The sequence below is a fragment of the Bradyrhizobium sp. LA6.1 genome, from assembly GCF_040547805.1.
GTDB classification, from domain to species: domain Bacteria; phylum Pseudomonadota; class Alphaproteobacteria; order Rhizobiales; family Xanthobacteraceae; genus Bradyrhizobium; species Bradyrhizobium barranii.
Map to the genome: position 1 here is coordinate 1 of NZ_JBEPQK010000020.1, position 24,424 is coordinate 24,424.

Sequence of the window (24,424 nt, forward strand, 5' to 3'; positions counted from 1 at the left end):
CCTAAATCCGCAGGGGGGTGGGTTTAACCCCCCCCCCGGCAACTGTTCCATTGGAGAGATCACCCCACCCCGCTCGCGCTGCGCGCGATCGACCCTCCCCCTCCAGGGGAGGGTGGGCAGCGCGCTCTACTGCGTCTTGGCGACCTTTGGCGGCTGGGCTGACGTGATGAAGCTGGTCGCTTCCAGCATGGCCGGGCCGAGCGGCGTCGGCACTTTCAGCCAGAACGGGACCAGGATGCGCGTGCCCGCGACGGGGGCGAAGGCGATCTCGATGTTGCGCTGGGCGGCGAGGTATTTGATCACGGGACGGTCGGGAATGTAGCCCGCCACGGGCACGAAATAGAGCGCGCAGACCACGACCGGGCCCCTGTAGCCCTTCTCCGCCTTCACGCTCTCCATGCGCTTGAAATCGAGTTTCAGCTCGTAGCGCATGCGGCCGTCGAACACGGGTGCTGCGTTGTGGCAGGCGTCCGGCGTCACGGGGTCGCCGGTGCCGGGCACGCGCAGCAGCGAGGCCGTCATCGGATCCCAGACGCCGCGGCGATGCGCATCGGTGACGACGATGCGGTCGGCATCAACAGGCGGCTCCGGCACGATGCCGAACTCCTTCACATTGCCCTTGTCGAGCGTGATGCGGATCTCTTCGGTCTTCTTCGAGGTGGTGGTGGAGGCCTGGTAGCCGGTCGCGACCAGCGCGCCGTTGACCACCCTACCTTGCGAGGCGCCGGTGCCGGACCCGCCCGCGAACGATTTCAGCAGCCCCGTGGTGCCGCCGGAGGCCGCGGCCGCGAACACGTCGTCCCCGATGTCGATGTTCCAGGCGCCCTTGCCGACGGGAATGCCGGCCAGCGTCGCCTCATACTGCGCCTCGAGCTTGCCCTGTGCCGCGACGGGCTCCGCGCCCCACGCCACGACGAGCCCGCAAAGGACTGCGAATGCCAGCCGGCCGGCAGAGCGCGGACTGACTGAGCCGTGACTGACCAAGCCTTGGAGCCAAAGTCGGGGGGATGTGAGCACGAAACAATCCAATCGGGGCGCGAACGGTTGTTACTTAAGCCAAAAACCGCGGCAAACAATGTGTCCGGGCGCGGAGGCTTGCGGAACTCCACTTGATACTTCGGGGGTGAATACGCCCTTTATGTGATGGTAAGGCACTTCAATCATTGCCGTTTTGGTGATCGGGGGTGGTAAGGTCGTGCCACTTATTCCCCTGTCATGCCCCGGCTTGACCGGGGCATCCAGTACGCCGCCGCCCCTCGGCTCCAGCCGCGCCGCTGGTGGAATACTGGATCGCCCGGTCAGGCCGGGCGATGACACCGGATATGAGGCCTGAGATCCCGGGTTCGCGCTCTCGCGCGCCCCGGGACGACGGGCCAAAAACGGCCCGTCGCCTTGACGTCCCGTCCCTTCCCCCCTATACGTCCGCCCGCTCCCTGCAAGGACACAGAATTAGCCCCCGTGGCGCCCAGAATGGCGGCCGCAAATCGTTTGGGGGACAGAAGAGGATTTCTACCATGTCTCGCCGCTGCGAACTGACGGCCAAGGGCCCCCTCGTCGGCCACAAGGTCAGCCACTCCAACATCAAGACCAAGCGCCGCTTCCTGCCGAACCTCGTCAACGTGACGTTCATCAGCGAAGCGCTCGGCCGCAACGTGCGCCTGCGCGTCTCCACCAACGCGGTCAAGAGCGTCGACCACAATGGCGGCCTCGACCCCTTCCTGCTCAAGGCCAAGGCCGACGTCCTGTCGCCGCGCGCCCTCGAGCTGAAGCGCGCCATCCAGAAGAAGGTCGGCCCGACCGCCGCGCCGGCGAAGAAGGCCAGCTAATCCAATTTTGAAATCGGGCGGGGGCTAAGTTGCGTCGCGTGGCGTAGTCTTAGCCAGTAGAGTTTTGCGTCGCGGCCGGATCGAAAGATCCGGCCGTTTTTTGTTGTTGAGCAAAACAACGACTTCTTGCCGCGAGGACTCCCCTACCCTCGATTCGCAGCCTATGCTTTAGACTTATTGGCCATCAACCGCGACGTGCATAGAAAGAAATAGGGAAGTCGTCGCAGACTCATATTGTCATCCGGCGGGGCGGAATGAACGTTGCTGTAAAGGCCGTAAAGCATGCTGCACCCGGACCATATCTGGGTTTCGCACTGCAACCGGTTCGACTTTGCTATCACCTTCTGACTTGTCCCAGCGAAGCTCAGGTCTCTTTAGAGCTGCTCGATGATGTAGCTGTCCATTACGCCGACGGCACCCTCGCACTAGAACAAACGAAAAGCGCCCTTAAGCAAAACCCGCTGTCGGATTGGGCTGCGGACCTCTGGAAGGCGATCGCCAATTGGCTCGAAAGCGCAGCGAGTGGAACAATTGATCCCAAGAAGTGTCAGTTTCGGATCTACGTTTCCCCTATCCACGCTGGCTCTTTGGCCCAGGCACTAAACGATTGCAACTCAGACGCCGACATCGAAGAGCTGACTGCAGCCGTGGCTTTAGGCTTCAAAAAGAAGAAGCCGTCGGCTTGTGCCCCTTACGTTCAGCGCTTTCTTTCAGCAGGGGACGATGAGCGCGCCGCCATCATAACTCGATTGGCAATTGTTAGCGAAGCCGATCCACTTGAGAGCCTGCGCGCGCTCATCAAAACAACGGTTGTCCCCGAGCTGGTGGACGTTCTTTGCGAGTCTGCGATCGGAATCGCCAAAGAGCAGGCCGACGAACTAATACGGCAAGGAAAAGCAGCAAAGATAGACGGCGATCGCTTCAAGGCAAACTTCATAGCCTTTGTTCAGCGGAACAACCTTCCCGGCCTGCTGACATCGCTCACTGAAAAGCCCAACGAAAGTGAGGTCACGGCTATTCTCATTCAGCGCCCGACTTTTATCCGACAGCTTGAGATTATTGACTCAAGTTACGATGACCGGGTGAGGGCCGTCAGCGACTTTCTTCGCTCGTCCTCTGATAAGACCCGCTGGGCCGAAACTGGACTCGTCTTCGAGGGGAGCTTACGCGACTTCGATGATTCTCTTGTGTGGCGTCACGGTCTCATCTCCACCGAGGTAGCGGACGTCTCCCCGCTCAACGACTCTGCCCGCCAAGGGCGCGCAATTTACCGACGCTGCGCCCAGGTACAAATTCCGATCGATGGCCGGGCAGTCCCTGAGCATTTCGTCCATGGCTGCTTCAATGCCTTGGCCGACGCCAAACGATTAGGTTGGCATCCAGAGTACGAAGCACTGCTCGGACCAAACGAGGAGTAATTCTAAGTGCCAAGCTCACGGCCATTGGACGAAATTGAGATCATCCAAAATCCAGCCTTGGGTGCATATGTTCTTTGGCGGTTTGGGCTTGGATACCAAGCGGAAGATGGCCGCAATCCGCTATTTCCGCTGTCATTTCTAGTTTTGCCACTCCTGCTTCATCGATCGACTCTAGATATTATTAGCTCGACGCTGAAACCATCGGGACTTGCACTGTTTGCAGCAAAGCTAGGCAAGGAACGAGAAAATCTCCTAGCCGTTCATGAACGCGCGCTTGCCCTTCGCCCCCTCACTTTGCAATCGATTGGCCTAGGCATTAGCCAGCGCCTATTAACGCTTGACTATGCGTCAACCACCATTCGCGCAAATGGACTAGAGGACGGCGCGCGAAATCCAAAACTTCCAGAGCGAATTAGAGCATTTTCCGGAGCAGCAGAGAAAGTCGGCTTTTGGTTCTCGCAGCTGAGCTTTCAGCAAGTAGGTTCGATTTTGGCAGTGGAGTTCTGATGTATTTTCAGATTCGCAAGCTCGTATTGTGGCCCCGCACACACACCCCTCCAAGGGTTGTCGACTTCAAACACGGCGTCGTAAACGTTATCAGCGGCGCATCGAAAACAGGAAAATCGGCGGTCGTTCCGATCATTGACTATTGTTTGGGCTCTGACAGGTGCGCCATACCTGTAGGCGTAATTCGCGAAAAGTGCGGATGGTTTGGAATCGTTATTGAAACTGTAGAGGGCCTAAAGCTTTTAGCTAGACGCGAGCCCGGTGACCAACAGGGCACCGGTGATATGTATTTTCTGGAAGGGCGGGAAATCACTATCCCCGATCGCATAGAGGGCAAGAACGCCAACCTCGACTTCGTCAAGGACACGCTCAATCGGGTAGCCACGCTAACAAACCTAGAATTCGACCCGAACTCGGAGAGCGGATACAAAGCGCAGCCAAGCTTTCGCGACCTTATGGCATTTACGTTTCAGCCACAGAACATCGTCGCCAATCCAGACGTTATGTTCTTCAAGGCAGACACTACTGAGCATCGCGAGAAGCTCAAAACTATTTTTCCTTATGTGCTGGGCGCCGTTACAGGTGCAATTCTACAAGCCAGGTTTGAATTAGATCGACTCAATCGCATTCTGCGACGCAAAGAAACAGAAATGAGAGCGATAGCTTTGGCTAACTCCGCATGGCAGTTGGAGGCGCAGGGGTGGTTGAGGCAAGCGATCGAGCTCGGGTTGCTTGCCGCAAACGAGACTATCCCGCCGGATTGGGCAAATATTGTTGATCTGCTTCGAGAGGTAGTTACCGACAAAGCCTCCAATGCAAGACCCTCGCTTGCAGGAATCGACGTAACCTTGACAAGGTTGGAGACTCTAAGATCGAGGGAGAGCGAGCTAGCGGAAAAACTTCACGAACATCGACAACGACTGAATGAGCTTCGACGACTTCACGAAAGCAGCGAATTCTATGCCGGATCGATTCACGTGCAGCGTGATCGACTTGCCCTCGCCAATTGGATTCGTGGCTTAGTCGACGACGAATCTGACGATCCTATTACTGAGCTTAGTGGAGGCGATAGAGACAAGCTCTTGAGGCTTTGCGACAATCTGGACGCTCTGGATGTAAGACTTAAGTCTCTACCAAGTGTATCAGGCACACTAGACAAAGAAATGCTCAGACAGCGTTCGGCCACAGAGGAGGTACTTAGTCGACTAAACGAAACTCGGAATGAGATTTCTAACTTAGAGCGAGACTCCGAGATTGCACGTAGAGCTACTGACCATTTCGATCGGATCGAACGTTTCTTAGGACGCCTTGAGCAAGCACTGCAATTGTATGATCGCGCCGACCAATCGTCGGACCTGCGTACAGAGATCGCGACACTTCGGAAACAAATCGAAGATCTTCAAAAGATCATTTCCGAAGCGGAGATTCGTCGCAAGCTAAACAACGCTCTTGCCAGAGTTGAGAGTATGACCAGCCAAATGGTCCCTCAGCTTGACGCCGAATGGCCTGACGCTCCAGTTAGACTTATAATTGATGACCTTACCGTGAAGGTAATTCGCGGTAGCCGAGACGACTATCTTTGGGAGATTGGCAGTGGAGCAAACTGGCTTGCGTATCACATTAGCCTAACACTTGCTTTACAGAAATTCTTCCTGACCGAACCTCAACATTTCGTGCCGGCCTTTTTAGTCTACGATCAACCAAGCCAAGTGTACTTTCCCAAACGCACCGCGAGCGACGATACGGCAGAGGGGTTCACTCTTCGGGATCAAGACATTGTAGCTGTCCGCAAAGTGTTTGCCCTGTTGGGGCGGGAAACGGAAGCGGCCGGCGGTCGCCTTCAGATTATCGTGCTTGATCATGCTGATGAGGGAGTTTGGGGTGACCTTCCAGGAGTCACTCTAACAGAGGAGTGGCGTGGCCAAGCTCTTGTACCTTCCGAATGGTAGCTCTAGTTGGGCCCGTCGAAATGTCAGAAGAGGACAACTTCATTGGCAAATTTCGAGAGAACCTACGTCACGTCGATGTATCCGTCGCTATCGCGCTCAACGCTCATTTGGAGATCGAGGGCAATCTTGACGACTACTTAAGATCAATCTTTGCTCATCCGAAGTATCTTGAGGGAGCTCGCCTATCCTTCTTCGACAAGCTCTCGATAGCGCGGGCGTATACTCCGGCTACACATGACAGGCCAGAATGGGAGATGATGACCCTGATCAACACGATCAGGAACAAGATTGCGCATCGGAGCAGGGATAAGGCACTCCAGATTGATGTAAGTCGGCTACGAACGGTTATGAGCAAATCTTTCGATAGGCTCCAAGCCGAACTGAAGGGCGTCGACCCGAAGGAAGTTATAACCTACGCAGCAGCAATTTGCTGCGGGTTCTTGATTTTGATGGAAGAGGAAGTGTCGCAAACCCAAAGGGTCCGAATTCACGAAGAAGATAACGAATAAATCCCATTTTCCGCCATACTCGCCCCGGCAGCATCACTGGGAGGCATACCGAGGAGCAGGACGACCAGCACGAACCCAAACCCGAGTCGAAAAACCTCGTCATCTGCTGTGACGGCACCCGCAACGAGATCTCCGAGAACATCTCCAGCGCCCTGATGCCCTATCGCTGCCTGCGCAAGACGGACAGGCCCCCCCGCGCGCGTTAACCGTCCGTTAACCAACGCAGCCTAGCCTGCGGTAATCGTCCAGCCATCATTAGCTCGAAATGCCTTCCCGGTTTGCTCCAGGAGAAGCGCCGATGTGCGTTGCGTTGTTGACGTATGCCGATCTCAGTGCCCGCCTCAATATCTCGCGCGAGGCCGCTCGTGCCTTGGCGAGACGTCGCCGTTTGCCGCGCTCGCGGTCGGAGGACGGCAAGGCCCTGGTGAGCGTTGATCTCTCCGAGCTCCGCTACACGCCCCGCCCGCGGCGGGCCCGCCGGGCGGACCCCCTCGATGCCTCCCTGGCAAAAGTCGAGACGATGGAGCCATTTCCGTTCCGACGAGATCGGAACGGGGCTCCAGATTCCTGTTCTGACGCGTTTTCCTTGCGCGAACCGGTACCCACTTCGCTCGAAAACGCTATGGAGACCGAAGCATTGAAGGCGGAGGTCGCGCGGCTCGAAGACGTCGCAGCCGCCTACAGGGCCGTGTTCGAGCGCGAGCGCGAGCGCGCCGATCGCCTGGCCGTCGAGCTGCTGCAGGCGGCCGCCGAGACGGCGGCAGCCAATGCGTGGGCGGCACGACTGGAAGACGAAGTGGCGGACTTACGGACCGGTCGCCAGGCTGGCGGCACGACCGCGGGAGCCGCGCGTCGATTGGGACATCTGGCCGCGGCCATCGTGGGCGCAGACCGCGCGGCTCGCAGATAGCACTCGAACCCTTCTCCATCCCGGCCTGCCGGAGCAATCGCGAGGACAGAATGACTGGCATGACCGATATTCACGAGATGAAGGCGCGCATTGTCGTATTCGGGGTCGGCGGCGCCGGCGGCAATGCCGTCAACAACATGATCACATCCGGGCTGCAGGGGGTCGACTTCGTCGTCGCCAATACCGACGCGCAGGCGCTTGCGATGTCGAAGGCGCCGCGCCTGATCCAGCTGGGCACCCAGGTCACCGCAGGCCTCGGCGCCGGCTCGCAGCCCGAATTGGGACGCGCCGCAGCCGAGGAGGTCATCGATACGATCCGCGATCAGTTGACCGGCGCGCACATGGTGTTCGTGACGGCCGGCATGGGCGGCGGCACCGGCACCGGGGCCGCCCCCATCATCGCCAGGACCGCGCGCGAGCTCGGCATCCTCACGATCGGCGTGGTCACCAAGCCATTCTATTTCGAGGGCCAGCGCCGCATGCGCTTTGCCGAAGCCGGCATCGAGGAGCTGCTGAAGACGGTCGACACCCTGCTGATCATCCCGAACCAGAACCTGTTCCGGGTGGCCAGCGCGAAGACCACGTTCGCCGATGCCTTCGCCCTTGCCGACCAGGTGCTCTATTCGGGCGTGGCCTGCATCAGCGACCTCATCGTCAAGGAAGGCCTGATCAATCTCGATTTTGCCGACGTTCTCTCCGTGATGCGGGAGAAGGGCAAGGCCATGATGGGACGCGGCGAGGCTTCCGGCGAGAAGCGCGTGCTCGCCGCCGCCGTGGCGGCCATTTCCAATCCGTTGATCGAGAACCCCTCGATCAAGCGCGCCAGTGGCCTCATCATCTCCATCACCGGCGGCAAGGATCTCATGCTGTACGAGGTCGACGAAGCCGCGACGCGGATTCGCGACGAGGCCGACCCGGACGCCAACATCATCGTCGGCGCATCGTTCGACGAAAGCCTCGAAGGCATCGTCCGCGTCTCGGTGGTGGCGACCGGGATCGACAATGTCGACCCGGCGCAGCTGGCGGCGCCGGTGGAAACCGCACTCACGCAGCTCGCAGGCAGGCTGCGCGACGACAGCCGCCGCATCGCCGATCGCATCGAGCAGCGCAGTGCGCCGCTTCCGCACGTGGAAAGCCCGCCGCTCCGCCCGGCGGCCGGCCGACCCGCAGTGCAACCGGCAAGGCCCGATCCGGAATATGCGCGCCGCGCGGCGCCTCAGCCGCTCGATCCCTACGGCCGCACCGCTCCGCGCAATATAGCCGACGAAGACCTTCTCGACATCCCGGCCTTCCTGCGCCGCTCGGCGAACTGAGCGGTCGCGGGGGGTTATCTGTCTACCGCGGGGCAATCGCTCGAGCGCGATGCCCCCACATCGTCATGGCCGGGCATAGCCGTCTGAAGGACGGCGTCGCTACGCTCGCCTATGTCCCGGCCATCCACGACCTTTCCCACGGCACGAAGAACGTGGATGCCCGGGACAAGCCCGGGCATGACGAGTTTGTGGCCCCGGCTGTGCCGAACCACTGTGATACGAGGCTCTGATATCTCACCGCGAAACGCGTCCTCATCCTGAGGAGCCCGCCGTAGGCGGGCGTCTCGAAGGATGGCCGCAGGCTAGCTTCCGATCTGCGCGGCGCGCCGATCGTCACGCTGCCGTGCTGCGCGGGGTCTCCGCCGTCTCCCTTTTTTCCGGCTCCTTGTCGCGAGACAGCCATGCCGGGAAGCGAAGCAGGCGATCGTTGCCGTCTTTTGGCGGCTCGATGGGCGGTGCTTCATTGGCCGAACGCGGGAGGTCCAGCACGGCCTGCCCTGCCCGCACCGCATCCGCGCGCTGATCCAGTTCGCGCATCAGGGGATCGAGCACGCTGTCGATTTCGGTCGCCACCGACACGATGAAACTGTTGAGCTCGCGGGCCTCGGGCACGACGGCCGAGGCCGACTCGATCGCCCTGGAGAGACCATCGACGACGGGTGCAAACGCGCCGGCGGCTTGTTTGATTCGCGTTCTTATCGCTTCGATCTCGGCCAAGACGCGATCACGCTCCCGCCTGGTCTTCTCTTCCGAAAGGCGGGCTTCGATTTCGGCGATCTGAGCCGTGAGAGTCGTGGCTTCGGATGCGAGTGCATCGCGGCGCAGGCGCGCACGATCGAGATCGCGGCTGAGATTGTCCACTAGATCGTCCTTCCCGAACATGGCTTTGCTCCGTAGGACAGCCGTGACGCGAACCGCCAGCCGGTTAAGCGAACCAAAGGCTGGATCGGCCGAAAAAGGCATCAACTTCGGTCGCGTCATATGGGCCGACATGGTGACCCCCACCGTCCACATTAGGCGACGACATGGTTAACAGGTGGTTAATGTCAACAGATGATGGGGCAATGGGGCACCATGCCGCCGATGCCGACTTCGTCTCCTCGCTGCCATCCATTTTCGCTATACTCGCCCCGGTAGCATCACCGGGAGGGGCATACCGTGGAGCACGACGACCAGCACAAACCCAAAACCGAGCCGAAAAACCTCGTCATCTGCTGTGACGGCACCGGCAACGAGATCTCGGAGAACATCTCCAACGTCCTGAAGCTGTATCGCTGCCTGCGCAAGACCGACAAGACGAAGCCGCGGCAGATGGTGTTTTACGATCCGGGCGTCGGCACGGTGACGGAGCCTTCGACGTGGCACCGGCTCAAGGCCAACGTCAATCTGGTGCTGGGGCTCGCCACCGGCTACGGGCTCGATGACAACGTGCTGTCAGCCTATTGCTTCCTGGTCGAGCATTATGCGCCGGGCGACCGCATCTATCTGTTCGGCTTCTCGCGCGGCGCCTACACCGTGCGGGTGCTGGCGGGGCTGATCCACAAGATCGGCCTGATCTCGCCGGAGCAGGCGAACCTCGCAGGGTCCGGCCTCGTCGCCTACAAGCAATATTCCGGCACCGGGCGCGGCAACGACATCGAGGACCTCAAGGATGTCGCCTTCGACGAGAGCGGGCCGCTGCCGAAGGACGAATTCGATCTCGCAGCCCAGTTCGCGCGCATCACCTCGACGCGCTGGCCGACCATCCACTTCATCGGCGTCTGGGACACGGTGGCGAGCGTGATCGTGCCGCGGCGCGACAATTTCTTCTTCGTGTTCAGCCTGGAGGAGCTCGCCTTCACGCTGCGCAATCCCAGCGTCAAAATCTTCCGGCAGGCGATCGCGATCGACGAGCGGCGCTGCATGTTCCGCCTCAAGGCGTACAAGGAGCCGCAGGAATATTGGAGTAACCGCTATGTGCCCGACGAGAAGAAGGTGCCGCAGGACATCATGCAGGTGTGGTTCGCCGGCGTGCATTGCGACGTCGGCGGCGGCTATCCGGAGGCCGAGAGCGGCGAGTCCAAATATCCGCTGATCTGGATGATCGAGGAAGCGGCGAAGGCGGGGCTGAACTTCAACCCGCGCACCGTGAACCAGCTCGCCTGGGGCATCCAGCGCAAGAACTCGCCGTTCCAATATGTCGAGCCTGAATACACCGGCAAGGTGGGCGAGCTGCACAATTCGATGAGTGCGGCCTGGCGCGTGCTGGAATATCTGCCGAAGAGCGCGAAATACAAGGAATGGCCGGAGCGAAAGGTTTTTCTGGGCTTCTACATCCCCGATTGCGAGCCGCGCGTGATCCCCGAAGGTGCGCATGTGCACGAGAGCGTGCTGAAGCGCATGGCGGTGGAGCCGGGCTACCGGCCGGGGAACTTGCCGAAGGATTATGTGACCGTGCCGATGCCGGTGAGGTCGCATGCGGAGGTGGCGGAGACGACGGAGACGGAGCGAGTGTGAGGTGCCGCCCGAAGCTCGTCATGGGAGGCGAGAGCGCGCCACATGTTCAGCTGTCGTCCCTGCGAACGCAGGGACCCATAACCACAAGGAGCCGTTTGGCGCGGACCAGTGGCTCGGTACGCCCACCGCCGACAACCGACAGATCACGCGATATGGGTCCCTGCGCCCCGTGCGCAATTGCGCACTAGGCAGGGACGACGGCGGAGATGGAGGCGGCCCCACCCCGCTACCGGCGCTTTCTGCGTTCGCTGCTACTTTTCATTAAAATTCTCAGGCCGCCCTTAGTCGGATCGCATCAACTCTTTTCCATCATGCCGCTCAAGACCACCCGCGCCGTCCGCGGAATTGGAGGAGAGTGCCAATGCATCCGCGCCGACATGCCCGCGTGAAACCTTCCGGGCTGGTGTCCCGCCAGGCCAAGATCATCACCGACCCGCGCGCGCCGGTGATCCCCTGCACGCTGATCGACTATTCGCCCGGCGGCGCCTGCGTCGATCTCGGCGGGCAGGTGAATATCCCCGACAGGTTCGAGCTGCTCCACGTCAACACCAAGAAGCGCTGCCGCATCGCCTGGAAGCGCGGCTCGCGGGTGGGCGTGGTGTTTTAGGGGTGCTTAACGCAACTGAATAATCCCGCCGAGCATTCCGCTCTGCTCCCTCCCCCCTTGCGGGGGAGGGTTGGGGAGAGGGGTGGCCCAGCAATAGGTGTTGGCTGCGTGCGAGGTGACGCAACACAGGCCCGCTTCATTCGATAGCGCGTGCCGTGTGGCTACCCCTCTCCCTAGCCCTCCCCCGCAAGGGGGGAGGGAACGCGGTGTGCTTGTGGCGCGACCTTTTCCAACAGCTGTCGTAGCTACGCCCGCATCCTGGCTTTCGTGCCGGCGACGATCTGCATGGCGACGCCGGCGATCCAGCCGAACAAAGCGAGCCAGGTCCACGCCAGGTGCGGCTCGAGGCGGAGCACGATGACGCCGACGGAGGCGAGCGCGGTGAGCGTGGCGCAGAGCGTGCCGGCGGCGCTGAGGAATTCCGCGGCGTCGATGGCGCTGTGCGCATCGTCGAAGGGCAGTTGCGGCGTGTCGATGCCGAGATAGAAGCCGACGAAGCCGAGCAGCATCATCAGCAGCAGGAAGCCCTGCGTCGTGAGCGGGGCGATCGAAGATCCCACATAGGCGCCGACGAACAACCCGCACGCCGCGCCTGCCATCGCGAGACCCACGCGCTCGAAAACGTGGGCAGTCTTGCGAACACGAAACCGCATGGCGGGCCTCCCTGAGGAGTTGGGTGCGCGGGAGGGTAGGCCAGTTTTGCGGTGCGTGGAAGGTGAGGAGAGTTACGGATACGTGAGGGCGCGGGATAGTGAGGAGACGATGGCCCGCGCCGCCCCACCGCTGTCGTCCCGGACAAGCGAAGCGCAGATCCGGGATCCATCACCACAGGAGAGATTTGGCGGAGACTTTAAGTTGTGCAGTGGCAACTCATACCGCGCATCATGGTGAGATCACGCGGTATGGGTCCCTGCGCCCCGTGCGCAATTGCGCACTAGGCAGGGACGACAGTTGTAATTGCAGCGTCTCCTCTCGCGCCCTACCTTGCCCCGAACGTGGTCTTGCCGAACAGCGCCTTTTGCGTCGACGGCTGCGAGCGCCAGTATTGCGGCGGGGCTTCGACTTCGCCGCCGAGTTCGGCCGCGGCGTGCCAGCCCCAGCGGGGATCGTAGAGCAAGCTGCGGCCGAGCGCGACCATGTCGGCCTTGCCGGATGCCACGATCTCCTCGGCGTGTTTGGCTTCGGTGATCAGGCCGACGGCGATGGTGGGCAATCCGGTCTCGCGCTTGATGGCCTCGGCAAACTGCACCTGATAGCCGGGGCCGAGCGGGATCTTCTGCAGCGGCGAGACGCCGCCGGAGGAGGCATCGATCCAGTCGACGCCGCGCGCCTTCAGCGCGTTTGCGAATACGATGGTCTGCGCCAGGTCCCAGCCGCCCTCGACCCAGTCGGTCGACGACACCCGCATGCCGACCGGCTTGTCGTGCGGGAAGACCGCGCGCACCGCGTCGTAGATCTCGAGCGGAAAGCGCATGCGGTTCTCGAGCGAACCGCCATATTCGTCGGTGCGCTTGTTGGAGATCGGCGACAGGAACTGATGCATGAGATAGCCGTGCGCGCCGTGCAGCTCGATCGCGTCGATGCCGAGCCGGGCAGCGCGCTTGGCGCTGTCGACGAAGGCCTCGCGGATGCGCTTCAGGCCCGCGGCATCGAGCGCCAGCGGCGCGGCCTCGCCCTCCTTGTGCGGCAACGCCGACGGCGCCACCGTCTGCCAGCCACCTTCACTTTGCGGAATGAGCTGGCCGCCGTCCCAGGGCCGCGCGCTGGAGGCCTTGCGGCCGGCATGGGCGAGCTGCATCGCGATAGCCGTGGAGGAATGCTTGCGCACGGAGGAGAGGATCTGCTTCAGCGCGGCTTCGCAGGCGTCGCTGTAGAGCCCGAGACAGCCCGGCGTGATGCGCCCGATCGCCTCGACATGGGTCGCCTCGATGCAGAACATCGACGCGCCCGACAGCGCGAGATTGTTGATGTGGGTGAAGTGCCAATCGGTGGCGACGCCGTCGTCGGCCGAATACTGGCACATCGGCGACACGACGACGCGGTTCTTCAGCGTCAGGCCGCGCAGCTTGATCGGGGAAAACAGGGCGCTCATGCGGGGAGTTCCGGGGGATGGAGGAATGGAAGCGATTGCATGAAGTTTAGTAGCCCCACGGCGAATTGCCAGCTGCGCGGCGGACATGCCCGCCCGCGGCGCCATGCATTGCGCGCGTCATATGATCACGGGATCGTGCCGCGATCTCCGCAGTCGTCCCTGCGAAAGCAGGGACCCATAACCCCAGGGAGGAGTTTGGCGAAGATTGGTCGTTCAGGATTAGCACCACCCGCAATCGGTAGATCACGCGGTATGGGTCCCTGCGTTCGCAGGGACGACAGCCGGGCCTACTCCAGCTCCTCGAACCTGCCCGGCACGGGCTTGCCCATGCGGATGCGGCCGTCGGGCAACAGCTCGCCGTCGGCTTCGGCCGAGAACTGGATCGTGTTGCCGCCGCCGTCGCGCTTGCTGGCCTTGCCGAGCGGCCCGAGCTTGTCGGCGAGCGCGGTGTCATCGAGCACGAACACGCGGTACTCGGTGAGGTGAAAGCGGCGCGGCGCCTGCCATGTCAGCGCGGGCACGGATGTGCGCATGTCGCCGTCGGTCTTGATGTCGACGCTGCGACCGGTCACGTCGCGGAACAGATCCGGCCCGGCGACCAGCCGCGCGCGGCCGCCGTCGATGGCGTAGAGATTCAGCGTGACGATATGGCGCTCGCTGCGAAACGAGACCGCAACGGTGCGCGAGTCCTGCGACCAGGCGGCGTGGAAGGCATCCGGCGCCGAGTCCAGAATGTTGTCGTCGTCGACATTGTCGAGCGTCATCAGCCGACGATGGCCGGGCTCAGCCATCAGGTAGATGCGAAAGCCTTCGCTCCCGGACTCGCCGCCGCCATGGGCTGCGACGGACAGCTTCCCGTTCGGCGCGCGGCCGCCCTGGATGATGGCGTATTCGTTCTTTCCATACCGATGCTCGGCCGTGGCGAAGGCCGGCGAGGATGCAGCGAGCGTGAGGGCAAGGGCGAGGATGGCGCGGCAGGGCATGACGGTTTGTCGGAGAAGGGCGGGCGGAAGTTCACTCCACCAGCGTGAACTGCAGCAGCAGCGTGCGCTGGAGCATCGAGAAATTGTCGTCCGACACCAACGTCAGCACGGTCTCGCCCTCGGGCGTGACGTGGGCGTCGATACCTTCCATGTTGTCGACCTCGTGGCCGAGATCGGCGGCGAACAGCGCAGGCCCGTCGACCAGCGCGTTGGGCGCGATGGATTTCAGCGGGATCGCGCGGATGCGGATGTTGATGCCGGTGAACCAGGAGAATTTGCGTTCGAGGATGAGAAGCTCGCCGGACGGCAGCAGCACGGCGTCGCTGATGTCGAATTTTTCGGTGCGGCGGACGCTGAACTGGCCGGGCGACGGACCGCCGATCAGGAACGCGACCAGATTGCCGTCGGCGTCCAGCCCGCGTTCGGAGAAGGCGATCAGGGTGCCGGCCAGCGGCTGGCCTTTCGGCACGACGACCATCGCTTCGAGCCCCTTGTTGGAGGGCAGCTTCCGCACGGCAGGCGGCGTCGGCAACACCTCGCCGCGGGCACGCGTGCCGCCTTTGGCGAAATCGAAGCGCAGGATCTGGTTGACGCGTTCGAGCCCGACATAAACGACATTGCCGTCGCGCGCCAGCGACTCGGTGTCGTACCAGAACCGCTTCTCCGTGATCGGCCGGCCCTCGGAATTGAGCATCGGGGATGCCTCGACATCGTCGAGCCCGACCATCTTGCCGCCGGAATAGCGGATGCTGCCGGTAAACCAGCCGCCCTGGTCGGAGATCGCGAGGAAGCGCTCGCCCTTCGCATCGAGCCGGATGGCGGACAGGCCGCCGAAGCCGCGATAGGGCGAGGTCAGCACCAGGCCGCTGCGATATTGCAGCTGACCGAAGCGCACGCGCGAGCGGTCGCGCGGCTCGAAATTGGGAATCGGCCGCGCGTTCACCTCGACGCTGACAGCCTCGGTGACGGCGTGCTCGATCTGCGCGGTGCGCGGCGGCGGCTCGGTCGTGGGCTGCGCCTGCGCCAGTCGGGAGAGTGCGAGAGTGGAAAATCCCGCCGCCGCGTGGCCAAGAAAGCTGCGGCGGGACGATTGCGTGCTCACGAATGCAGTTTGCGCCGCGGGCGACCGGCCTGATGCGTGGGCGCGGTGTTGGTCTCGCTGAACAGCTCGGCGAGCTTCTCGGTGATGGCACCGCCGAGCTCTTCGGCATCCACGATCGTCACCGCGCGGCGATAGTAGCGCGTCACGTCATGGCCGATGCCGATCGCGATCAGCTCGACCGGCGAGCGGGTCTCGATCTCCTCGATGATGTGGCGCAGATGCCGCTCGAGATAGTTGCCGGGATTGACCGACAGCGTGGAATCGTCGACCGGCGCACCGTCGGAGATCATCATCAGGATCTTGCGCTGCTCGGGCCGGCCGAGCAGGCGCTTGTGCGCCCAGTCCAGCGCCTCGCCGTCGATGTTCTCCTTCAGCAGACCCTCGCGCATCATCAGGCCGAGATTCTTCCGCGCACGGCGCCAGGGGGCGTCGGCAGACTTGTAGATGATGTGGCGGAGATCGTTGAGGCGGCCGGGATTGGCCGGCTTGCCGGCGGCAAGCCACGCCTCGCGCGATTGCCCGCCCTTCCAGGCGCGCGTGGTGAAGCCGAGGATCTCGACCTTGACACCGCAACGCTCCAGCGTGCGCGCCAGGATGTCGGCGCAGGTCGCGGCGACCGTGATCGGGCGTCCGCGCATCGAGCCGGAATTGTCGAGCAGCAGCGTCACCACGGTGTCGCGGAACGTCGCCTCCTTCTCGTGCATGAAGGACAGCGGGTGATAGGGATCGGTCACCACGCGCGACAGCCGCGCCGGATCCAGAATGCCCTCTTCGAGGTCGAAGTCCCAGGCGCGGTTCTGCTGCGCCATCAAGCGCCTCTGAAGGCGGTTGGCGAGGCGGGCGACGATGCCTTGCAGATGCGCGAGCTGCTTGTCGAGATAGGCGCGAAGGCGCTCCAGCTCGTCATGGTCGCAGAGGTCTTCGGCCGCGATGACCTCGTCGAATTTCGGCGCGAAGGCATGATATTCCGGCCCGCGCGGCTCGTTCTTGCCGTGCGCGTTCGGACGCGTCGCCTCGCCCGGCGTCTCGTCGTCGCCGAGCTCGCCGTCGTCGAAGGTGTCGGAGGTCGAGGCCTGCGCGCTTTCCATCGCGCTCTCGCTCATCTCCTCGCTGGAGGCCTGCGCCTGGTCGGCGCTCATCTCCTGCGCGGCATCGGAATCGGGCGAGCCTTCGGCGCCGGACTGGTCGTTGTCGCCGTCGCGGTTCTCCTCGTCGTCGTCGTTGTCTTCGCTGTCGGCGCTGCGCTCGTCGCCGAGCTCGAGCGCGGTCAACAGGTCATGCACGGCGTCGCCGAACCTGGTCTGGTCCTCGACCAGGCCATCGAGCCGGTCGAGCCGCTTGCCGATCTTGTCCTCGAGAATGGGCCGCCAGAGATCGACCATCTTCTTCGCCGCCGTGGGCGGCGCCATGCCGGTCAGGCGCTCGCGCACCAGCATCGCCAGCGCATCCGCCAGCGGCGCATCGGCACGGTCGGTGATTTCGTCGAACTTGCCGCGATGGAAGTGGTCGTCCAGCATCGCGCTGAGGTTTTTCGCAACGCCCGCCATGCGGCGCGCGCCGATCGCCTCGACGCGGGCCTGCTCGACCGCCTCGAACACGCCGCGCGCCTGCGGATTGCCGGGCATCAGCTTGCGATGCAACTTTGCGTCGTGACAGGCGATCTTGAGCGCGATGGAGTCGGCGTGGCCGCGCACGATCGCAGCGTCACGCTTGGTCATCTTGCGTGCGGGCTCGGGCAGCCGCGCTTTGCCCGGCGCCAGACCAGGGCGCTCGGCAGCAAAACTGACCTCGAGCTCCGGCGACTTCGCGATCGCCTTCAGGCAGGAGGCCACCGAGCGCTTGAACGGCTCGGTCGGGGCTTCCTTGGTGTTACGGAATTTGGAGTTGGATGATGATGTGCTCATAGCGACTTCGTAAACGAGTGGCGCGTCACGCCGCCGGGATAGCCCTTGAGGGTGCCGAACTCCTCGTACCCGCAGGAACGATAGAAGCCCGGCGCCTGGAAACTCATCGTGTCGACATGGGCCTGGATCGCGCCCTGCCGTCTTGCCTCGTCCTCGATCGCCGCGATCAGCTTCGTGCCAAGACCCTTGCCGCGCTGCTTCTGGTCGATCCAGAAGTACTGGATGAACAGAACCGTGGCCCAGAGGTGTCCGACGATGCCGCCGACGATCTTGCCGCGGTCTTTCAGCGAGACTGCGATGCTCCTGACCTTCTGCTTCCCGAACTGCTCGTCGTTATAGGCGCCGAGCCCGGCGAGCACAGCCTTCTTGGTGGTCCCAATGGTGCGCTCGACGGTGATGTTTGGCATGGTCTAGCTGAGCGCCACGTTGACCGCCGATTCCGGCAGCTCCGCGTTGAAGCAGCGCTGGTAGAACTCGGCGACCAGGGGACGCTCGAGCTCGTCGCACTTGTTGAGGAAGGTGACCCGGAACGCGAAGCCGATATCGCCGAAGATATCAGCGTTCTCGGCCCAGGTGATCACCGTGCGCGGGCTCATCACCGTCGACAGATCGCCATTGGCGAAGGCGTTACGGGTGAGATCGGCAAGGCGGACCATCTTGTTGACGATGTCGCGGCCTTCCTGCGTGCGATAGTGCTTGGCCTTGGCCAGCACGATCTCCACTTCCTCGTCATGGGCGAGATAGTTCAGCGTGGTGACGATCGACCAGCGGTCCATCTGGCCCTGGTTGATCTGCTGGGTGCCGTGATAGAGGCCCGAGGTGTCGCCGAGGCCGACCGTGTTGGCGGTCGAAAACATGCGGAAGGCCGGATGCGGCTTGATCACCTTGTTCTGGTCGAGCAGCGTCAGGCGTCCGGAGACTTCCAGCACGCGCTGGATCACGAACATCACGTCGGGACGGCCGGCGTCGTATTCGTCGAACACCAGCGCGATGTTGTGCTGGAGCGCCCAGGGCAAAATGCCGTCGCGGAATTCGGTGACCTGCTTGCCGTCGCGGACCACGATGGAGTCCTTGCCGACGAGGTCGATACGGCTGATGTGGCTGTCGAGGTTGACGCGCACGCAGGGCCAGTTCAGGCGCGCGGCGACCTGCTCGATATGGGTGGATTTACCGGTGCCGTGATAGCCGGTCACCATCACGCGGCGATTGCGGGCAAAGCCGGCGAGAATGGCGAGCGTGGTGGCGCGATCGAAGCGGTAGTCGGAATCGACTTCGGGCACATGAGGATCGACTTCGGAATAGGCCGGGACTTCGAGATCGCTGTCGATCCCGAACACCTGGCGCACCGACACCTTCATGTCGGGCAGACCGGAAATTTCCTCAACTTTGGACAGAGCGGCGGTCGTCATCAATCCTCCGAGGCCCCGGGCGATCCCGAGACCAGTTATTTGCACGTTGGCTGCGGCTGGGTGCGGTTGCGAACTTATCAGAGACAACGTGCCGGCAGAAGCCCGCGCCCCAATCAAAGTTCCATTGTCTTTTCATCTAGATAGGCAAGGAACGCGATTTTTGGAGGGCTGCCTTGCGAATCACGCTCGAATTTCGGGCGGGAGGCGTGGCCTGCCCACGCGAATGGCACTTTTACCGCGTGCACCTACTTATGTAGGGTCCGAACCCCGGTGCTCCAGCCCCCCACGAAAGACGACGTGACGTCCTTTCTCGATCCGCTCATATCCTTCGTTTCGGCCCATGCGTGGCTGGCCTATCTGACCCTGTTCCTGGCGGCGCTGCTCGAAGCCGTTCCGGTGGTGGGCTCGGTGATCCCCGGCTCGACCATCATTCTGGCGCTGAGCGCGCTGGTTCCAGGCGGGGAATTGAAGCTGCAATGGGTGCTGCTGGCGGCGGCAATCGGCGCCGTGCTGGGCGACGGCTCGGCCTACTGGATCGGGCACCGGCAGCAGCGCGAGATCCTCAACACCTGGCCGCTGACCAACTATCCGCGGGTGGTCGCCGAGAGCGAAAGCTTCTTTCACCGCTTCGGCACCTGGGCCGTGTTCTTTGCCCGTTTCGTGCCGCCGATCCGCGCCTTCGTGCCCGTCACCGCCGGCGCGCTGGGGATGCCCCCCGCGAAGTTTTATGCCGTGAATATCCCGGCGATCCTGGTCTGGGCTCCCGCGCATGTGCTGCCGGGCGTGCTGGCGGTATCGGCCTTTCACCAATATTTCGGCGTGCCGCACCATGGGCATCCGTTCAAGCACATCTGGATCTTGATGGTGGTGGCCGTGGCGATCATCGGCGGCCTTGGCATCTGGTACTACCGCCGCCGGCAGAACGGCCTCGTCGCCACGTCCAAGCCGCGGGCTTAGTGCGCCGGCGTCGTCCCTGCCTAGTGCGCAATTGCGCACGGGGCGCAGGGACGACAGCGGAGGACGACGCGCTCGCAGAGAGATTTTAACTAGCCCTTCTTCCCGGCGCCGGTCCGACATAGCGCGCCCGCGGGCGGATCAGCTTGCCGAACTGTAATTGCTCGCTGGCGTGCGCGATCCAGCCGACGCTGCGGGCCATCGCGAACAGCGCGAGCTCGCTGCCTAAGGGCAGGCGCAGCGCATGCACGAGGACGGCGAGCGCGTAGTCGATATTGACGAGCTCGCCGGTCGCCTCGACGATCCGCTCCGGCACTTCGCGCGTGAATTTGCGCGGCGCACCGGCACGCGCCAGCGCATTCAGCAGCGACTGCGCGCGGGGATCGCCGCGCTTGTAGACGCCGTGGCCGAAGCCGGCAAAGCGCTCGCCGAGCGCAACGCGCTCACGGACCATCGGGGCGACATCGCGATCGACCAGCGCCTTGACGAGCTGCGAGGCCAGCACGCCGGCGCCGCCATGCTTCGGCCCTTTCAACGCGGCGAGGCCGGCGATGACGGAGTCATAGAGGTTGAGGCCGGTCGATGCCGCGCAGCGCGCGGTGAAGGTCGAGGCGTTCAATTCGTGATCGGCGAGCAGCACCAGCGCGCGGCGGATGAGGTCGGGCGCGTGCTTGTTATCGGGCGCCCAGGACTTCGCGATCTGCTGGTGCAGCGGCTCGGACGACGGCTCGGCGTTGAGCATGGTCGCGACCAGGAGCCGGACAATGCGCCCGCCGACCATCGCACGGCCGTCGGGCGCGCGGGTGAAGGCACGCGCGTCCGCGCTGGTCGCGAGCGCCAGCACTGCGATGGCACGGTCGATCGGCGCGGCGCGGCGCGCGGCCTCTGCGATCGCGCGCATCTCGTCGGAGATCTGGGGCTGATTGTCCGGCGTGAAGGGATCGACATCGGAGACGTCCCACAGCAGCGTCGCCGTGTGCTCCAGCGTGTCGTTCTCGGCGAGATCGACGCAATTGACGCCGCGGTAGATCGCGCCCTCCTCGGTGATGGTCGAGATCTCCGTGTCCATGACAGGCAGGTCGGCATCGAAGCTGCGCAGGCCGCGCGGCTCCGGCGACGGCACCCGGCGCTCCTTGAGCGCGCGGACGTCCTCCGCCCGATAGCGGTTCTTGCGCGAATCCGGCGTCGGCTCGGAGCGGATCAGGCCACGGCTGACATAGGCGTAGAGCGTGGCCGGCGAGATCGCGAGCTCGGCGGCAGCTTCCCGGGCCGACAGATAGAGTTCCTCGGAATTATTCATATTGATTTATGTAATCAAGATTGATCAATCTGTCGAGAGGCCTGATTTTCTCCTGGTGCAGTGCAAAGGAGATTGGCCATGAACATCCACCTCACCAAAAGCCAGATCGGGCTGGACGGCGTTCCCGCGGCCGAGACCGTGCTGAGCCATGTCGATGGCGAGCGCGGCGAACTGATCATCGCCGGCGAGCATGTCGGCACCCTCGCGAGCCAGTCGAGCTTCGAGGGCGTCACCGCCCGGCTCTGGAACGGCGCGAGCAAGACCACGCTGAGCGAAGCCAATGTGCGGGCGAGCCTGGGCGCGGCGCGCGAGCGTGCGTTCGCGCGTTTGCCGGAGCTGTTGCCGGCGACACGCGGCATGGGCATCGTCGACGGGTTCCGCGCGGCGGTCGCGGGCCTGCGCGCGGAGAACGGGCTGGAACATGAGGCGACGATCGTCGGCGCGTTTCCGGTGATCGCAGGCGCGCTGGTCCGTCGTGCCAAGGGATTGGAGCCGGTCGCGCCCGATCCGAATGCGAGCCATGCCGCCGATACGCTGCGGATGCTGCGCGGCGCCTCACCGGAGCCGCGCGAGGTCACGGCGCTCGACGCCTATCTCGTCACCGCCAGCGATCACGGCATGAATGCGTCAACCTTCACCGCGCGCGTGGTGGCTTCGACGCAAGCTGACCTGTTCGCGGCCGTCACCGCCGGCTATTGCGCCCTCACCGGTCCATTGCATGGCGGCGCGCCCGAGCCGGTGCTGGAAATGCTCGACGCGATCGGCTCGCGCGAGCGCATCCAGCCCTGGGTGGATGCGGCGCTGGCGCGCGGCGAACGGATGATGGGCTTTGGCCACCGCGTCTATCGCGTGCGCGATCCGCGTGCCGATGTGCTCAAGACCGCAGTCGAGGCGCTGGCGTCCAGCGGCACCGATTTGCCCTTTGCCGGCGAGGTCGAGGCCTATATCCGCAGCGCGCTGCGCAAGAAGAATCCTGACCGGCCGCTGGAGACGAACGTGGAGTTCTTCACGGCGATTCTGCTCGATGCCCTCGCCATTCCACGCCAGGCCTTCACGCCGATCTTCGCAGTGGCGCGTGCAGCGGGATGGACCGCCCATGCGCGCGAGCAACAGCGGACGGGGCGGCTGATCCGGCCGAGTTCGTCATATGTGGGTGAAATGCCGAAGGCTTCCGTCGGATAGAGTAGAAAGCGCACGACAGCCGGGCCGTTCACTGCGCTGTCGTGCCTCGCCCGGACGCACGATGACACGGCAGAGCCGTCGCGCGAGATCGTAATTGCGGGAGCGCGCGCACGGTCCGGGCGACGAACTTGGAACATCTTTGGGTCTGGGGACTTAACCGTGAGCCCCCTCGGATCAAGATTCCAATGCTGGACCTGTTTGGACAAGCGGACGAGGCCAGGATCGGCGAGATCGCCGCAGGCTATGCCGCCAACCGGACCGAGGCCGGCACGGATTCTGAAAGACGATTCCGCGACTTGCTGCAGGCTCTGCCGGCCGCGATCTACACAACCGACGCGGAAGGTTGCATCACCTTCTTCAATCGCGCCTGCATCGATTTTGCCGGACGCATGCCGAAGATCGGCGAGATGTGGTGCGTGACCTGGAAGCTGTATCTGCCCGACGGCACGGCGCTTCCCCACGATGAATGCCCGATGGCAATCGCGCTCAAGCAGAACCGGCCGGTGCGCGACGTCGAGGCCGTGGCCGAGCGGCCGGACGGCTCCCGGATCTGCTTCATGCCATATCCGACGCCGCTGCGCGACGAACGCGGCCGGTTGGTTGGTGCGGTCAACATGCTGGTGGACATCACGGCTCGCAAGCAGGCCGAGCAGAGGATGATGCTCCTCACCTCCGAGGTCGATCATCGTTCCAACAATCTGCTCGCAGTGGCTCAGGCGATGCTGCGGCTGACGAAGGCGGATACCGCAGAAGAGTTCCAGACCGTGTTTGCAGGCCGGCTCAGCGCGCTTGCCAACGTGCAGAGGCTGTTCTCGGCTTCGCGCTGGACCGGCGCGAATCTGAAGACCATCGTCGAAGAGGAACTCCGGCCGTACGCAAGCGGGGACGGCGAGCGGATCAGGATCGCGGGAGACGACGTCCGCCTGCCGCCCACGCTGGCCCAGTCGATCGCCGTCGCGCTGCATGAGCTCGCCACCAACGCCGCCAAGTATGGCGCGCTGTCGAGGCCTTCGGGCAGGTTGGAGATCAGCTGGGAGACCAAAGGTGCAGAGGCTCTCGTGCTGCACTGGTCGGAGAGCGGCGGTCCTCGGGTCAACGAGGCGCCGACGCGCAAGGGCTTTGGAATCGGCGCGGTCGACGGCATCATCCGGACCTTGCGCGGAACCATTACCCGGCAGTGGAGGCCGGAAGGACTGGTTTGCGAACTGTCCTTCCCCGAAGGCGTAGCCTAGGCCTCGCGGACCACCGTCTTCAGGTAATTGTAGGCCTTGATGATCTCGATCAGGCGGTCTTCGGTTGACCGGTCGCCGCCGTTGGCGTCGGGGTGGTGCTGCTTGACCAGCGCCTTGTACTTGCTCTTGACGTCGGCGAGCGTGGAATCGGGGCCGAGGCCCATGACCTGGAGCGCCTTGCGCTCGGCGTTCATCACCTTGCGCGTCTCGGCCTTGGGCTCGGCCTGAGGACCCTTCCGCCAGCCCGCGCGGCCGTTGATCTCACTGAACATGCTGAACGGATCGGACGCCATGTCGATCTCGGCTTCCGCGCCCTTCTTGCCGCCATTGGCGCCCATCTTCCAGGTCGGGCGGTGACCGGTCAGCGCATCCTTCTGGTAGCGCGCGACGGCATCGGCATTCATGCCGGAGAAGAAATTGTAGTTCTGGTTGTACTCGCGCACGTGGTTCAAGCAGAAGTGCCAGTACTCGCGCTGGTTCTCGCGGCCCTTCGGCGCACGGTGCGCGCCCTTGTTCTGACACCCGGCCCATTCGCAATTGACCACGGCGTCGCGCGGCTTCACTTCCGGCTGCTTGCCTTTCGGCTTGACCCGGATGGAGTCGAAGAACTTTGATGAATCGATCGGCATGACTGACTTTGACTACGCAATGCAAAAACCTTCAAGTCTTGACATTGCAATTAGCTGGGAACCCGCAGCCGAAGTTTCGCTCCGGCGTCTTCGAGGTACGGC

At 63.2% G+C, this 24,424-nt stretch carries 23 protein-coding genes; 12 read left to right on the plus strand and 11 right to left on the minus strand.

Annotation, left to right across the window (positions count from 1 at the left end; genetic code table 11):
- Positions 1-126 precede the first annotated feature (126 nt).
- Complete coding sequence (locus ABIB99_RS35455) at positions 127-912, minus strand: DUF3108 domain-containing protein (protein ID WP_354113820.1); 786 nt, start codon at positions 910-912, stop codon at positions 127-129.
- A gap of 602 nt (positions 913-1,514) precedes the next feature.
- Between ABIB99_RS35455 and rpmB the strand changes: the two genes are divergently transcribed.
- The 7 genes from rpmB to ftsZ all read left to right on the plus strand — a co-directional run bounded on the left by rpmB (position 1,515) and on the right by ftsZ (position 8,432).
- Positions 1,515-1,826 carry a 50S ribosomal protein L28 gene (gene rpmB / locus ABIB99_RS35460; protein WP_063980641.1) on the plus strand — a complete coding sequence of 104 codons (312 nt, stop codon included), beginning with the start codon at positions 1,515-1,517 and terminating at the stop codon, positions 1,824-1,826.
- 254 nt (positions 1,827-2,080) lie between these two features.
- The gene (locus ABIB99_RS35465; RefSeq protein ID WP_354180150.1) at positions 2,081-3,244 is read left to right on the plus strand and encodes an ABC-three component system protein; all 1,164 of its coding nucleotides are present in this window, start codon (positions 2,081-2,083) and stop codon (positions 3,242-3,244) included.
- A 24-nt stretch (positions 3,245-3,268) separates the two neighbouring features.
- Positions 3,269-3,751, plus strand: coding sequence for a three component ABC system middle component (locus ABIB99_RS35470; protein ID WP_354180152.1), 483 nt, complete (start codon positions 3,269-3,271; stop codon positions 3,749-3,751).
- Entirely contained in the window at positions 3,751-5,700 is a 1,950-nt protein-coding gene (locus ABIB99_RS35475; RefSeq protein ID WP_354180154.1) for a DUF3732 domain-containing protein, read from the plus strand. Before ABIB99_RS35470 ends, ABIB99_RS35475 begins: the two co-directional genes overlap by 1 nt.
- 20 nt (positions 5,701-5,720) lie before the next feature.
- Complete coding sequence (locus tag ABIB99_RS35480; protein ID WP_354180156.1) at positions 5,721-6,209, plus strand: hypothetical protein; 489 nt, start codon at positions 5,721-5,723, stop codon at positions 6,207-6,209.
- Between the two features lie 298 nt (positions 6,210-6,507).
- Positions 6,508-7,119, plus strand: coding sequence for a hypothetical protein (locus ABIB99_RS35485; RefSeq protein ID WP_354180158.1), 612 nt, complete (start codon positions 6,508-6,510; stop codon positions 7,117-7,119).
- Positions 7,120-7,178: 59 nt separating this feature from the next.
- Positions 7,179-8,432 (plus strand): cell division protein FtsZ, encoded by a 1,254-nt coding sequence (gene ftsZ / locus ABIB99_RS35490; RefSeq protein WP_084794938.1) that lies wholly within the window; start codon positions 7,179-7,181, stop codon positions 8,430-8,432.
- 333 nt (positions 8,433-8,765) lie between these two features.
- Here ftsZ and ABIB99_RS35495 read toward each other — a convergent pair whose 3' ends face one another.
- Entirely contained in the window at positions 8,766-9,314 is a 549-nt protein-coding gene (locus ABIB99_RS35495; protein WP_225005617.1) for a nucleotide exchange factor GrpE, read from the minus strand.
- Between the two features lie 276 nt (positions 9,315-9,590).
- Here ABIB99_RS35495 and ABIB99_RS35500 point away from each other — a divergent pair, with 276 nt between their 5' ends.
- Both ABIB99_RS35500 and ABIB99_RS35505 read left to right on the plus strand, forming a co-directional pair.
- Complete coding sequence (locus tag ABIB99_RS35500) at positions 9,591-10,928, plus strand: T6SS phospholipase effector Tle1-like catalytic domain-containing protein (RefSeq protein ID WP_354180161.1); 1,338 nt, start codon at positions 9,591-9,593, stop codon at positions 10,926-10,928.
- A gap of 361 nt (positions 10,929-11,289) precedes the next feature.
- Positions 11,290-11,535, plus strand: a complete 246-nt coding sequence (locus ABIB99_RS35505) for a PilZ domain-containing protein (protein ID WP_014490387.1) — start codon at positions 11,290-11,292, stop codon at positions 11,533-11,535.
- Positions 11,536-11,780: 245 nt separating this feature from the next.
- On the opposite strand, the gene ABIB99_RS35510 is transcribed toward ABIB99_RS35505, so the two are convergent.
- The 7 genes from ABIB99_RS35510 to cobS form a co-directional block, all read right to left on the minus strand.
- The gene (locus ABIB99_RS35510) at positions 11,781-12,188 is read right to left on the minus strand and encodes a hypothetical protein (RefSeq protein WP_063980635.1); all 408 of its coding nucleotides are present in this window, start codon (positions 12,186-12,188) and stop codon (positions 11,781-11,783) included.
- Between the two features lie 326 nt (positions 12,189-12,514).
- Complete coding sequence (locus tag ABIB99_RS35515) at positions 12,515-13,627, minus strand: NADH:flavin oxidoreductase/NADH oxidase (protein ID WP_354180164.1); 1,113 nt, start codon at positions 13,625-13,627, stop codon at positions 12,515-12,517.
- Between the two features lie 287 nt (positions 13,628-13,914).
- The gene (locus tag ABIB99_RS35520) at positions 13,915-14,610 is read right to left on the minus strand and encodes a hypothetical protein (protein WP_354180165.1); all 696 of its coding nucleotides are present in this window, start codon (positions 14,608-14,610) and stop codon (positions 13,915-13,917) included.
- Between the two features lie 31 nt (positions 14,611-14,641).
- Positions 14,642-15,712 carry an esterase-like activity of phytase family protein gene (locus tag ABIB99_RS35525; protein ID WP_354180166.1) on the minus strand — a complete coding sequence of 357 codons (1,071 nt, stop codon included), beginning with the start codon at positions 15,710-15,712 and terminating at the stop codon, positions 14,642-14,644.
- A complete protein-coding gene (cobT, locus tag ABIB99_RS35530) occupies positions 15,709-17,616 on the minus strand; it encodes a cobaltochelatase subunit CobT (protein ID WP_014490393.1) in 1,908 nt (635 codons plus the stop codon). The genes ABIB99_RS35525 and cobT overlap by 4 nt, the downstream gene beginning before the upstream one ends.
- The gene (locus ABIB99_RS35535; protein WP_028149462.1) at positions 17,613-18,023 is read right to left on the minus strand and encodes a GNAT family N-acetyltransferase; all 411 of its coding nucleotides are present in this window, start codon (positions 18,021-18,023) and stop codon (positions 17,613-17,615) included. The genes cobT and ABIB99_RS35535 overlap by 4 nt, the downstream gene beginning before the upstream one ends.
- A gap of 3 nt (positions 18,024-18,026) precedes the next feature.
- On the minus strand, positions 18,027-19,025 hold the full coding sequence (gene cobS / locus ABIB99_RS35540; protein ID WP_063980631.1) for a cobaltochelatase subunit CobS: 999 nt from the start codon (positions 19,023-19,025) through the stop codon (positions 18,027-18,029).
- 297 nt (positions 19,026-19,322) lie between these two features.
- Between cobS and ABIB99_RS35545 the strand changes: the two genes are divergently transcribed.
- The gene (locus ABIB99_RS35545) at positions 19,323-19,982 is read left to right on the plus strand and encodes a DedA family protein (protein ID WP_135216433.1); all 660 of its coding nucleotides are present in this window, start codon (positions 19,323-19,325) and stop codon (positions 19,980-19,982) included.
- Positions 19,983-20,067: 85 nt separating this feature from the next.
- Here the strand turns inward: ABIB99_RS35545 and ABIB99_RS35550 are convergent, their stop codons facing one another.
- Positions 20,068-21,279 (minus strand): citrate synthase family protein, encoded by a 1,212-nt coding sequence (locus tag ABIB99_RS35550; protein ID WP_135216432.1) that lies wholly within the window; start codon positions 21,277-21,279, stop codon positions 20,068-20,070.
- A gap of 78 nt (positions 21,280-21,357) precedes the next feature.
- Between ABIB99_RS35550 and ABIB99_RS35555 the strand changes: the two genes are divergently transcribed.
- Both ABIB99_RS35555 and ABIB99_RS35560 read left to right on the plus strand, forming a co-directional pair.
- On the plus strand, positions 21,358-22,461 hold the full coding sequence (locus ABIB99_RS35555) for a citrate synthase/methylcitrate synthase (protein WP_135216431.1): 1,104 nt from the start codon (positions 21,358-21,360) through the stop codon (positions 22,459-22,461).
- 185 nt (positions 22,462-22,646) lie between these two features.
- Positions 22,647-23,693, plus strand: coding sequence for a sensor histidine kinase (locus ABIB99_RS35560; RefSeq protein ID WP_135216430.1), 1,047 nt, complete (start codon positions 22,647-22,649; stop codon positions 23,691-23,693).
- On the opposite strand, the gene ABIB99_RS35565 is transcribed toward ABIB99_RS35560, so the two are convergent.
- Positions 23,690-24,322: a J domain-containing protein gene (locus tag ABIB99_RS35565; RefSeq protein WP_014490400.1), complete on the minus strand. Its 633-nt coding sequence runs from the start codon at positions 24,320-24,322 to the stop codon at positions 23,690-23,692. The two genes, ABIB99_RS35560 and ABIB99_RS35565, sit on opposite strands and share 4 nt — an antisense overlap.
- Positions 24,323-24,424 lie beyond the last annotated feature (102 nt).

Bases quoted from the DNA above. Each gene is read 5' to 3' on its own strand.
- rpmB (WP_063980641.1), top strand. From the start codon at position 1,515: ATGTCTCGCCGCTGCGAACTGACGGCCAAGGGCCCCCTCGTCGGCCAC.
- ABIB99_RS35465 (WP_354180150.1), top strand. From the start codon at position 2,081: ATGAACGTTGCTGTAAAGGCCGTAAAGCATGCTGCACCCGGACCATAT.
- ABIB99_RS35475 (WP_354180154.1), top strand. From the start codon at position 3,751: ATGTATTTTCAGATTCGCAAGCTCGTATTGTGGCCCCGCACACACACC.
- ABIB99_RS35480 (WP_354180156.1), top strand. From the start codon at position 5,721: ATGTCAGAAGAGGACAACTTCATTGGCAAATTTCGAGAGAACCTACGT.
- ABIB99_RS35485 (WP_354180158.1), top strand. From the start codon at position 6,508: ATGTGCGTTGCGTTGTTGACGTATGCCGATCTCAGTGCCCGCCTCAAT.
- ftsZ (WP_084794938.1), top strand. From the start codon at position 7,179: ATGACCGATATTCACGAGATGAAGGCGCGCATTGTCGTATTCGGGGTC.
- ABIB99_RS35495 (WP_225005617.1), bottom strand. From the start codon at position 9,314: ATGTTCGGGAAGGACGATCTAGTGGACAATCTCAGCCGCGATCTCGAT.
- ABIB99_RS35505 (WP_014490387.1), top strand. From the start codon at position 11,290: ATGCATCCGCGCCGACATGCCCGCGTGAAACCTTCCGGGCTGGTGTCC.
- ABIB99_RS35510 (WP_063980635.1), bottom strand. From the start codon at position 12,188: ATGCGGTTTCGTGTTCGCAAGACTGCCCACGTTTTCGAGCGCGTGGGT.
- ABIB99_RS35515 (WP_354180164.1), bottom strand. From the start codon at position 13,627: ATGAGCGCCCTGTTTTCCCCGATCAAGCTGCGCGGCCTGACGCTGAAG.
- ABIB99_RS35520 (WP_354180165.1), bottom strand. From the start codon at position 14,610: ATGCCCTGCCGCGCCATCCTCGCCCTTGCCCTCACGCTCGCTGCATCC.
- cobT (WP_014490393.1), bottom strand. From the start codon at position 17,616: ATGAGCACATCATCATCCAACTCCAAATTCCGTAACACCAAGGAAGCC.
- ABIB99_RS35535 (WP_028149462.1), bottom strand. From the start codon at position 18,023: ATGCCAAACATCACCGTCGAGCGCACCATTGGGACCACCAAGAAGGCT.
- cobS (WP_063980631.1), bottom strand. From the start codon at position 19,025: ATGACGACCGCCGCTCTGTCCAAAGTTGAGGAAATTTCCGGTCTGCCC.
- ABIB99_RS35550 (WP_135216432.1), bottom strand. From the start codon at position 21,279: ATGAATAATTCCGAGGAACTCTATCTGTCGGCCCGGGAAGCTGCCGCC.
- ABIB99_RS35555 (WP_135216431.1), top strand. From the start codon at position 21,358: ATGAACATCCACCTCACCAAAAGCCAGATCGGGCTGGACGGCGTTCCC.
- ABIB99_RS35560 (WP_135216430.1), top strand. From the start codon at position 22,647: ATGCTGGACCTGTTTGGACAAGCGGACGAGGCCAGGATCGGCGAGATC.
- ABIB99_RS35565 (WP_014490400.1), bottom strand. From the start codon at position 24,322: ATGCCGATCGATTCATCAAAGTTCTTCGACTCCATCCGGGTCAAGCCG.